We start from the raw sequence: 10,800 nt of genomic DNA, 5'->3' as shown, positions 1-10,800 counted from the left end.
GGGGGGGGGGGGGGGCGGGGGGGGGCCGCGGGGCGCCCCCCCTGAACGGGCGGTGGGGGCTGGGCCGGCGGGGCCCGCGCCCCTTCCGCATGCTGCCGCTACTTGTTCAGGCTCGCCCAGAACTCGTCGAAGGAGAGGCGCTTGTCCTTGTCGGTGTCCTTCGCGCCGATCACGGCCTCGGCCACCGTCTCGGTGACGTAGAAGTCCCCCATCTTGGCCATGGCCGACTTCCACTCCGCCGCCGTGATGAAGCCGTCGCCGTCCGCGTCGAACTGGTCGAACGTCTTCCGCGCTTCCTCGATGTCCGCCACCGGATCCACCCCTTCTTCGTGCACTACTGACGGGGCTCAGGGTATCCGCCGTACGGGTTACACCAGGGACGCGGGCTCAGCACTCGATGATGTTCACCGCGAGCCCGCCCCGTGCCGTCTCCTTGTACTTCACGCTCATGTCGGCGCCGGTGTCCTTCATGGTCTTGATGACCTTGTCGAGGGACACCTTGTGGCTGCCGTCGCCGCGCATCGCCATCTTCGCCGCGGTCACGGCCTTCACCGCCGCCATGCCGTTGCGCTCGATGCACGGGATCTGGACGAGGCCGCCGACCGGGTCGCAGGTCAGGCCGAGGTTGTGCTCCATGCCGATCTCCGCGGCGTTCTCGACCTGCTCGGGGCTGCCGCCCAGCACCTCGGCGAGGGCGCCCGCCGCCATCGAGCAGGCGGAGCCGACCTCGCCCTGGCAGCCGACCTCGGCGCCGGAGATGGAGGCGTTCTCCTTGAAGAGCATGCCGATGGCACCGGCCGCGAGCAGGAAGCGGACCACGCCGTCTTCCCTCTCCTCCTGCGAGGAGCCCTGGGCCACGAAGTTCATGTAGTAGTGCAGGACGGCCGGGATGATGCCCGCGGCGCCGTTCGTCGGGGCGGTCACGACGCGGCCGCCCGCGGCGTTCTCCTCGTTCACGGCCATCGCGTACAGCGTGATCCACTCCATGGCGCGGGCCAGCGGATCGCCCTCGGCGCGCAGCTGGCGCGCGGAGTTCGCGGCGCGGCGGCGGACCTTGAGGCCGCCCGGCAGGATGCCCTCGCGGGACATGCCGCGCGAGACGCAGGACTGCATGACGCCCCAGATGTCGAGCAGACCCGCGCGGATCTCCGCCTCGGTGCGCCACGCCTTCTCGTTCTCCAGCATCAGCGCGGAGATGGAAAGGCCCGTCTCGCGGGCCAGGCGAAGCAGCTCGTCGCCGGTGCGGAAGGGGTGCTTGAGGACCGTGTCGTCCGGGACGATCGGGTTCTCGCCGGCCACCGCGTCGTCGTCGACCACGAAGCCGCCGCCCACGGAGTAGTACGTCTTCTCCAGGAGGAGTGCGCCCTCACGGTCGTACGCGAAGATCGTCATGCCGTTGGCGTGGTACGGCAGGGCCTTGCGGCGGTGCAGGATCAGGTCCTCGTCGAAGTCGAAGTCGATCTCGTGCATGCCGAGGAGGCTGAGGCGGTCGGTGCTCTTGATCTGCTCGACGCGATCGTCTGCGAACTCGACGTCGACCGAGCGCGGGGACTCGCCCTCCAGGCCCAGGAGCACCGCCTTCGGGGTGCCGTGGCCGTGGCCCGTCGCGCCGAGGGAGCCGTAGAGCTCGGCCCGTATGGAGGCGGTGTGGGCCATCAGGCCCTCGTTCTTGAGGCGGCTCGCGAAGATGCGGGCGGCGCGCATGGGACCGACCGTGTGGGAGCTGGACGGGCCGATGCCGATCGAGAACAGGTCGAAGACCGAGAGGGCCACGAGAAACTCCAATGGTGGTTGGTAGACGCCGTTGTCTGCCGGGGTAGTGCAGATGGTTCAAGGGCGGGGCATGGGCCGGGGCACCGCACTCACTGTTCGGTTCCAGTGTGCGCGGTGCCCCGAAGATTCGTACGACAGAAAGCGTACGAAACTGCTACAGGTTGGGGTACAGCGGGTGCTTCGCTGCCAAGGCGGAGACGCGGGCCTTGAGGGATTCCGTGTCGAAGCCCGGCTTCAGCGCCTCGGCGATGATGTCGGCGACCTCACGGAAGTCGTCCTGGTCGAAGCCGCGGGTCGCGAGCGCCGGCGTACCGATCCGCAGGCCCGAGGTGACCATCGGGGGGCGCGGGTCGTTCGGGATCGCGTTGCGGTTGACCGTGATGCCGACCTCGTGGAGGCGGTCCTCGGCCTGCTGCCCGTCGAGCTCGGAGTTGCGCAGGTCCACCAGGACCAGGTGCACGTCCGTGCCGCCGGACAGGACGTCGACGCCGACGGCCTTCGCGTCGTCCTGCACCAGGCGCTCGGCCAGGATGCGGGCGCCGTCCAGGGTGCGCTGCTGGCGCTCCTTGAACTCCTCGGAGGCCGCGACCTTGAAGGAGACGGCCTTGGCCGCGATCACGTGCTCCAGGGGGCCGCCCTGGAAGCCCGGGAAGACCGCGGAGTTCAGCTTCTTCGCGAATTCCTTGTCGCGGGCCAGGATGATGCCGCCGCGCGGGCCGCCGAGCGTCTTGTGCGTGGTGGAGGTGACCACGTCCGCGAACGGCACCGGGTTGGGGTGCAGACCCGCGGCGACGAGACCGGCGAAGTGCGCCATGTCGACCCACAGCTTCGCGCCGACCTCGTCGGCGATCCGGCGGAACTCGGCGAAGTCCAGGTGGCGCGGGTAGGCCGACCAGCCCGCGATGATCACCTGGGGGTTGTTCTCCTTGGCCAGGCGCTCGACCTCGGCCATGTCGACCAGACCGGCGTCGTCGACGTGGTACGGGACCACGTTGAACTGCTTGCCGGAGAAGTTCAGGCGCATGCCGTGGGTGAGGTGGCCGCCGTGCGCCAGGTCCAGGCCCAGGATCGTGTCGCCGGGCTTGGCGATGGCGAAGAGGGCGGCCTGGTTGGCGGAGGCGCCGGAGTGCGGCTGGACGTTGGCGTACTCGGCGCCGAACAGGTCCTTGAGCCGGTCGATCGCGATCTGCTCGGTCACGTCGACGTGCTCGCAGCCGCCGTAGTAGCGGCGGCCGGGGTAGCCCTCGGCGTACTTGTTGGTGAGGACCGTGCCCTGGGCCTCCATGACCGCGACGGGAGCGAAGTTCTCCGAAGCGATCATTTCCAGGGTGGACTGCTGACGGTGGAGCTCGGCGTCGACGGCGGCGGCGACGTCCGGGTCCAGCTCGTGGAGAGGGGTGTTGAGAAGCGACATCAGGTGGTCCCTAGGGGTCTTCGGGGGGCTTCAGCTGCCGGAGAACTCGGTGTACTCGTCTGCGGAGAGCAGGTCCTTCGGCTCCTCCGAGACGCGCACCTTGAAGAGCCAACCACCCTCGAACGGGGCGGAGTTGACGAGCGACGGGTCGTCCGTGACGTCCTGGTTCGACTCGACGACCTCGCCGGTGACCGGCGAGTACAGGTCGCTGACGGACTTGGTCGACTCGAGCTCGCCGCACGTCTCGCCCGCGGTCACCGCGGCGCCGGCCTCGGGAAGGTCGGCGTAGACGACGTCACCGAGCGCGTTGGCGGCGTGCTCCGTGATACCGACCGTCGCCACACCGTCCTCGGTGGCCGAGAGCCACTCGTGCTCCTTGCTGTAACGCAGCTGCTGGGGGTTGCTCATGACCTGAATTCTCCTGTACGCGGGTGGGTGCTGCGGAACGGGAATGATGTGCGTGGGGTCACTTCCGGCTTACCACAGAGACGGAAGTGTCACTTCTGGCGCTTGTAGAACGGCAGAGCCACGACCTCGTACGGCTCGTGCGTGCCCCGGATGTCCACGCCGACGCCTTCGGTGCCGGGGGTCGCGTGCGCCGCGTCGACGTACGCGATGGCGATCGGCTTGCCCAGCGTCGGGGACGGCGCGCCGGAGGTGACCTCGCCGATGATCTTGCCGTCGGCGACCACGGCGAAGCCCGCGCGCGGGATGCGGCGGCCTTCGGCGATAAGGCCCACCAGCTTGCGCGGGGGAGCGGTCTCGGCGCGCTCGGCGGCGGCCGCGAGCGCGGCGCGGCCCACGAAGTTCTCGGACATCGAGGTCTTCTCGAACTTCACGACCCGGCCAAGGCCCGCGTCGAAGGGCGTCAGCTCGGCGGTCAGCTCGTGCCCGTACAGCGGCATGCCCGCCTCCAGGCGGAGCGTGTCGCGGCAGGAGAGCCCGGCCGGGACCAGGCCGACGGACTCGCCGGCCGCCATGAGCGCGTTCCAGAGCTTCTCGGCGTCACCGGGGGCGACGAACAGCTCGAAGCCGTCCTCGCCGGTGTAGCCGGTGCGGGCGATCAGGGCGGGCACGCCCGCGACGGTGCCGGGCAGGCCCGCGTAGTACTTCAGGCCGTCCAGATCCGCGTCCGTGACTGACTTCAGGATGCCGGGGGACTCGGGACCCTGGACGGCGAGCAGGGCGTACGCGTCGCGGTCGTCGCGGACCTCGACGTCGAACTCCTCGGCGCGATTGCTCAGCTCGTTCAGAACGGTCTGGGCGTTCGATGCGTTGGCGACGATCATGTACTCGGGGGCGTCGGGCTCGCCGAGCCGGTAGACGATCAGGTCGTCCAGGATCCCGCCGTCCTCGGCACAGATCATCGTGTAGCGGGCGCGGCCGACACCGATGGAGCCGATGTTGCCGACCAGCGAGAAGTTCAGGAAGTCCACGGCCTCCGGGCCGCTGACGGTGATCTCGCCCATGTGGGAGAGATCGAAGAGACCGGCCTTGGTGCGTACGGCGACGTGCTCGTCGCGCTCGCTGCCGTAGCGCAGCGGCATGTCCCAGCCCGCGAAGTCGGTCATGGTCGCGCCGAGCGCGCGATGCACGGCATCGAGGGCGGTCAGACGGGGGACGGTACTCATAGGGGGAACTCCCAGGGCATGACGGGCGAGGTCGATCCTCCCCATCTGTCATCGGAACCTGAGAGGTTCACCACGACCCGTCCGTACATCTCGTACAGGAGGTCATGACTTGCACCTTGGGTGGAGCCGCCGGGGCGGCCCGCTTTTCAGATGTGCCTCGCCCGCGCGGTACGGGGCCTGAGAGATTCAAGGGAGGGACTTGCTCCTTCGGCGCCCCGGAGCGTCTTTCGACGGTTTCCGGGAACTCTCCCGCGCGGATTCAAACGGCCTGTATGGAGTTTGCGCGCACATCATTGCACGCGCCCCTGTCACAGGGCAGTGCCGATCGAGTAATGCCCTTGTGCCGCATTACCTTCTCTTTACACTTGCCGGGGAAGCTGCGGGAAGCAGTTACGTGACCGCTATGGGGAGGCCGATCACGGTGCGCAGGACGAGCGTCTACGCGACCAGCACGGGGGTGGCCCTGCCCAAACAGGCCGCCGCCCCCACCAGGGAGAGCTGCGGCGCCCTGCCCGCGGCCGTCGTCCGCGACCTGCGGCAGCGGACGGGCCACAGCCCGCACCGCCTGACGTTCGGCGCCGGTGACCTGATCGTCGTCTCCGGTCTGCCGGGCAGCGGCAAGTCCACGCTGATGAGCAGAGCCGTCGCGGGACCCCGCATCGACTCGCAGGACACCCGGGACCGCTGGGCCCGGCGCATGCCGCGCCTGCTGCCGTACGCGGTCTACCGCCCCCTGGTCCGCCTCGCGCACTACGCGGGCCTCCGCGCCGCCCTGCGCTCCGGCGAGGGCGTGGTGGTGCACGACTGCGGTACCCAGGCGTGGGTGCGCCGCTGGCTGGCCAGGGAAGCCGTGCGGCGCGGCACGACGCTGCATCTGCTGCTCCTCGACGTGGAGCCCGCCACCGCCATAGAGGGCCAGCTCTCGCGCGGGCGCGGCGTGTCGAGGTACGCCTTCGCGCGGCACCGCAGAACCATCGCCCGCCTCGTCGGCGCCGCCGAGCGGGGCGATCTGCCGCGCGGCTGCGGTTCCGCGATCCTGCTCGACCGCACGGCGGCGGACGTCCTGCGCGGGATCGGCTTCGGGGACTGAGCAGCCCTCCGGATGCCGGGCCGCCCGCCGCGTTAGGGTCATGCCGCAGGCAGAGCGGGACAGAGCAGGGGTTGGACAGACAGATGGACATTCCGGCGCAGGCACACCCCCATCCGTACGCGGGATGGCCGGGCAACGAACTCGAAGAGGTACTCGCGGCATCCCTGGGCACGCCGGGGGCGCCGGGCGCCTCCGCGGGCGCCCGCATCGTCGAGGTGCTCGGCCGCAGCCACGTCTGGGTGCCGCTGCCCAACGGCGGGGCGCCGGACAGCGGCACCCTCGATCTGCCCACGCTGGAGATCGAGGGCCAGGCCTACGTCCCCGTCTTCAGCTCCGAGCAGCAGTTCCAGCAGGCCACCGGCGGCCGCATGGGCTGCACCGTGGCACCCGCCGTGGAATTCGCCCGCGGCCTGCCCCCGCAGCTGGGCATCGCGGTCAACCCGGACGGCACGGTCGGGGTCCCGCTGCCGCCGCCGGCCGTCGCCGAGCTCTGCCGGGCCGGGCGCACCCCGCTCGACGGCCCGGCTACCGGCGGCCGCGTACGCCTCTTCGAGCCGGACTGGCAGCAGGACCCGGTGGACTTCCTGTCCGCCGCCGCCCGCGAGTTCGAGGCCACCGGGGTCGTCCTGAGCGCCCGCCGCTGTCTGGCAAGCGTCGAAGGGGAGGAGCCGACGCTGTTCGTCGGCGTCGAACTGAGCTCCTGGGAGGGCAACGCGCGCGAGCTGCCGATGGAGGCAGTGGGCCGTGCGCTCGGCGCCGCGCCGGTGCCCTGGGCGGTGAACCTCGTGCTGCTCGACGTGGCCAGGGACCCGGTCGGCGACTGGATGCGCGAGCGGGTGAGGCCCTTCTTCGGCCAGATCTCCGGACACGAGCACGGCCATGTGTAAGGACTTGTGCAGGTACGCGTGCGAGGGTGCCGTACGTCAAGTCGGTGTCAGGATCCCCGCTTAAGCTGGTTTCATGACCCGGGGCCACCGGGTCACCGGTCAGCGGGCCACCGGGTCAGCGGGTCAGCGGGTCATCGCGAAGGGGCGGTTAAGGGTGAGTGCGTCGGGCACGGCTGCGGCCGGGCAGGTCGAGCACATGCTGCGCCAGGTGACGCCGGGGCGTTACGACGCCTACGAGGCGCTCCTGCGGGCCCTCGCCGCCGACCAGGTCTGGATGCTGCTCTGGCACGGTCAGGCCGGATCCCCCGACGCCCAGTACGGGAACATGGAGGTCGAGGGACTCGGTTACGCACCGTGCGTGACCTCCGCCCAGGAGCTCTCCGCCAGTGGCTGGAACCGCTCGTACGAGGTGGTGAGCGGGCTCGACATCGCCCGCACCCTCTACCCCGACCACTACGGCCTCTGGCTCAACCCGCACGCCCCCGGCGGCGGCGTCGGCATCCCCTGGCTCGACCTGCGGCGCATCGCGTCGGGCCTCGACCTGCTGCCCGCGGGCCCGCTCAGGCTCACCGAGCCGGCCATCGAGATCCCCCAGTTCTACGCCCTGCTCACGCAGAACGCCCACCGCACCCCCGCGGTCCGCTCGCTGCGCCGCGCCTGGGTGCAGCCCGCGCTCGGCGCGCCGTACCTGGCCATCGGCCTGGATGTGTACGACACGTCGCCGTCCTCGGTGGACGGGGTACGCACGATGATGCAGCAGTCGATCGCCGCCGTCCCCGACGGCCTGCCCGTCTCGACGGTCGCGATGTCCGACGCGTACGACCCCGTCGCCCTGTGGCTGCGCGCCAACGCCAGGCCCTTCTACGACCGCGAGGCCCAGCCCGCCCCGGCCCCCGCGGGCGGCTACGGCTACCCCGCGCAGTACTGAAGGCGCTCGGCACCCCCGCACGGCAGGGTCCTGAACCGGCCACCGCGGCTCGTATACCTGCCCTGACCGCCAGGATGTCCGTTCTGGTGGGGGAGGGGGCCTATGGGCTCCCGTGGCACCTTGCGACGCAACTGCCCCGTGTTCGCCCCTCGTTCACCTGCGTCCGGATAACGGAACACCTCGAACAGCATCACGGTTGAGCATCCTTTCCCCGTCAAGGCTGGTAACAGATCGCAACCCCGATGAAGACTCCCGCAAGTGGGGCGCTTCGCCCCTGTGTACGACGGACTGATCACGTCGCTACAGCGGCAAGTGCGGGCCGGTCACCACCGGTTGAGAGGGGTCCCTGCCACGATGACGGCACCATTGCATGACACACCTGCGGACGCGGACCCGACAGCGGACGTCGCTCCCGCAGTTGATGCAGGGGTGAAGAAGGTCGAGGGGCGGTCCCTCAAGCAGATCGCCTGGAACCGCCTGAAGCGGGACAAGGTCGCCCTGGCCGGTGGCATCACCGTGATTGTCCTGGTCCTTGTCGCCGTCTTCGCTCCCCTGATCGTCTCCCTGCTGGGCCACCCGCCCAACGAGTTCCATCAGGAAGAGCTGGAAGACCTCACGAACCTGCCCAAGGGCGCGTTCGGCGGCATGAGTTGGGACTTCCTCTTCGGCGTCGAGCCGAACAAGGGACGCGACATCTTCAGCCGGGTCGTCTACGGCGCCCGGATCTCCCTCCTCGTGGCCTTCCTCGCCGCGGTGGTGGCCGTGGTGCTCGGCACCTTCTTCGGCATCATCGCCGGCTACTTCGGCGGCTGGGTCGACGCGCTGATCAGCCGGGTCATGGACGTACTGCTCTCCTTCCCGCAGCTGCTCTTCGTGATCTCCCTGGTCTCGGTCCTGCCCGACGACCTGCTCGGCCTGACCGGCAGCGGCGTACGCATCGCCGTACTGATCCTGGTGATCGGCTTCTTCGGCTGGCCCTACGTCGGCCGCATCGTCCGCGGACAGACCCTCTCCCTGCGCGAACGCGAGTACGTGGAAGCGGCCCGCAGCCTCGGCGGCGGCCAACGGCACATTCTCTTCCGGGAGTTGCTGCCGAACCTGGTCGCACCGATCACCGTGTACGCCACGCTCATGATCCCCACCAACATCCTCACCGAAGCGGCCCTCAGCTTCCTCGGCGCGGGTGTGCGTCCGCCGACGGCCTCCTGGGGCGGCATGCTCCGGGACGCGCTCGCGACGTACGAGCACGACCCGATGTTCATGGTCTTCCCCGGCCTGGCGATCTTCGTGACCGTGCTTGCCTTCAACCTCTTCGGTGACGGGCTGCGCGACGCCCTGGACCCCAAGGGAACTCGGTAAAAAGCTTCAACTGGCTTGCCCCTGCCGCAGCGTCAGGTGGCTCTTCCCATGGTTCTTAAGGCAGTCAAACGCCAAGGACCGCGAATCTCGGAGGATGCGAGAAATGCCCACAGGTTCCTCTAAACGACGGTTGACCGCAGGCGCGGCCCTCGTCGTGGCGGCGCTGGTGACCACCACGGCGTGCGGCGGCGGCAGCGACGACGACGACAGCAAGGGCGCCGGTTACAACGCGGCGATCGGCAAGGTCGCGAACAAGTCGGCGAAGAAGGGCGGAACGCTCAAGTTCATCGCCAAGCAGGACCTGGACTCGGCCGACCCGCAGCGCGCCTACTACGGCATGACGTGGGACTTCATGCGGTACTACACCCGCACGCTGATCACGTACGACACCAAGCCGGGTGCCGCCTCCAACAAGCTCGTCCCCGACCTCGCCGAGTCCACGGCGAAGATCAGCGACGACGGCAAGACCTACACGTACAAGCTGCGTGACGGCCTCACCTGGGAGGACGGCTCGAAGCTGACCTCCAAGGACATCAAGTACGGCATCGAGCGCATCTGGGCGACCAAGGTCATCACCGGTGGTCCGGGCTACCTCAAGTCCACGCTCGACCCCAAGGGCGAGTACAAGGGCCCCTACGAGGACAAGTCCAAGGACAAGCTGGGTCTGAAGGCGATCGAGACGCCGGACGACAACACCATCATCTTCAAGCTGCCCAAGAAGAACGGCGACTTCGAGCAGATGCTCGCGATGCCGTCGGGCACCCCGGTGAAGCAGTCCGAGGACACCGGCGCCAAGTACACCCAGCGCCCGTTCTCCTCCGGCCCGTACAAGTTCCAGAACTACAGCGCGGGCAAGAGCATCACGCTCGTCCGCAACAAGAACTGGAAGAAGTCGTCCGACCCGGTCCGTCCCGCCCTGCCGGACAAGATCACGGTCACCATCTCGGCGAACCTCGAAGAGAACGACAAGCGCCTGATGGAAGGCGACTACGACATCGACATGAATGGCACCGGCATGACCCAGTCGGGTCGTACCACCGCCATTCAGGACCACAAGGCCAACGTCGACAACATGCAGACGGACTTCGTCCGCTACGTCGCCCTGGTGACCAAGACGAAGCCGTTCGACAACGAGGCCTGCCGCAAGGCCGTCTTCTACGCCACGGACTTCGCGGGCCTGCAGAAGACCCGTGGCGGCGAGGTCGCCGCCGGTGAGATCGCCACCAACGTCTTCCCGAAGTCCATCAAGGGCAACGACGACTACGACCCGTACGGCATCCTCGAGCGCAAGGGCAAGCCGGACGTCACCAAGGCCAAGGCCGAGCTGAAGAAGTGCGGCAAGCCCAGCGGCTTCTCCACCAAGATCTCGGCCCGTAACAACCAGACGGGCGAGGTGGACGCCGCCACGGCGCTCCAGGAGCAGCTCGGCAAGGTCGGCATCAAGGCCGAGGTCGACGCGATCGACGGCGCCGACTCCTCCAGCATCACCGGCTCTCCCGCGGTGGTGAAGAAGCGCGGCATCGGCATGACGATGGCGGGCTGGGGTCCTGACTTCCCGACCGGCCAGGGCTACGCCCAGCCGCTGTTCGACAGCCGTTTCATCAACGAGAACGGCAACTACAACGAGTCGCAGATCGACGAGCCGAAGATCGACAAGTACTTCGACGACGCGATCGGCACCGTGGACGCGAACAAGGCCGGCGAGATCTACACCGACC

General features: G+C 68.9%; 10 protein-coding genes and 2 riboswitches. Of the genes, 5 read left to right on the top strand and 5 right to left on the bottom strand.

Features of this window, described 5'->3' with window-relative positions; translation table 11 throughout:
* Positions 1 to 98: 98 nt before the first annotated feature.
* The 5 genes from ACQKIP_RS21090 to gcvT all read right to left on the bottom strand — a co-directional run bounded on the left by ACQKIP_RS21090 (position 99) and on the right by gcvT (position 4,818).
* Positions 99 to 311: an EF-hand domain-containing protein gene (locus tag ACQKIP_RS21090; RefSeq protein ID WP_365865677.1), complete on the bottom strand. Its 213-nt coding sequence runs from the start codon at positions 309 to 311 to the stop codon at positions 99 to 101.
* 76 nt (positions 312 to 387) lie between these two features.
* On the bottom strand, positions 388 to 1,773 hold the full coding sequence (locus ACQKIP_RS21085) for an L-serine ammonia-lyase (protein WP_365865829.1): 1,386 nt from the start codon (positions 1,771 to 1,773) through the stop codon (positions 388 to 390).
* Between the two features lie 154 nt (positions 1,774 to 1,927).
* Positions 1,928 to 3,187, bottom strand: a complete 1,260-nt coding sequence (gene glyA / locus ACQKIP_RS21080) for a serine hydroxymethyltransferase (protein WP_365865679.1) — start codon at positions 3,185 to 3,187, stop codon at positions 1,928 to 1,930.
* Between the two features lie 30 nt (positions 3,188 to 3,217).
* Positions 3,218 to 3,595, bottom strand: a complete 378-nt coding sequence (gene gcvH / locus ACQKIP_RS21075) for a glycine cleavage system protein GcvH (protein ID WP_365865682.1) — start codon at positions 3,593 to 3,595, stop codon at positions 3,218 to 3,220.
* A gap of 89 nt (positions 3,596 to 3,684) precedes the next feature.
* On the bottom strand, positions 3,685 to 4,818 hold the full coding sequence (gene gcvT, locus ACQKIP_RS21070) for a glycine cleavage system aminomethyltransferase GcvT (RefSeq protein WP_365865683.1): 1,134 nt from the start codon (positions 4,816 to 4,818) through the stop codon (positions 3,685 to 3,687).
* Positions 4,819 to 4,853: 35 nt separating this feature from the next.
* A riboswitch (glycine riboswitch) is annotated at positions 4,854 to 4,974 on the bottom strand.
* Positions 4,975 to 5,080: riboswitch (glycine riboswitch) on the bottom strand.
* 141 nt (positions 5,081 to 5,221) lie between these two features.
* On the opposite strand from gcvT, the gene ACQKIP_RS21065 reads away from it, so the two are divergent.
* The 5 genes from ACQKIP_RS21065 to ACQKIP_RS21045 form a co-directional block, all read left to right on the top strand.
* Entirely contained in the window at positions 5,222 to 5,908 is a 687-nt protein-coding gene (locus tag ACQKIP_RS21065; protein ID WP_365865685.1) for an AAA family ATPase, read from the top strand.
* 83 nt (positions 5,909 to 5,991) lie between these two features.
* Positions 5,992 to 6,795 (top strand): enhanced serine sensitivity protein SseB, encoded by an 804-nt coding sequence (locus ACQKIP_RS21060; RefSeq protein WP_365865687.1) that lies wholly within the window; start codon positions 5,992 to 5,994, stop codon positions 6,793 to 6,795.
* A 154-nt stretch (positions 6,796 to 6,949) separates the two neighbouring features.
* Positions 6,950 to 7,723 (top strand): enhanced serine sensitivity protein SseB C-terminal domain-containing protein, encoded by a 774-nt coding sequence (locus tag ACQKIP_RS21055; RefSeq protein ID WP_365865689.1) that lies wholly within the window; start codon positions 6,950 to 6,952, stop codon positions 7,721 to 7,723.
* A 354-nt stretch (positions 7,724 to 8,077) separates the two neighbouring features.
* Positions 8,078 to 9,082, top strand: coding sequence for an ABC transporter permease (locus ACQKIP_RS21050; protein ID WP_365865691.1), 1,005 nt, complete (start codon positions 8,078 to 8,080; stop codon positions 9,080 to 9,082).
* A 103-nt stretch (positions 9,083 to 9,185) separates the two neighbouring features.
* Positions 9,186 to 10,800: ABC transporter substrate-binding protein (locus ACQKIP_RS21045; RefSeq protein ID WP_427743754.1), on the top strand; the 1,615-nt coding region annotated here is incomplete at its 3' end.

Source organism: Streptomyces sp. NPDC059900 (assembly GCF_050270335.1).
GTDB lineage: Bacteria > Actinomycetota > Actinomycetes > Streptomycetales > Streptomycetaceae > Streptomyces.
Note: the sequence above shows the minus strand (reverse complement) of the source record. Positions and strands in the feature narration are given on the sequence as shown.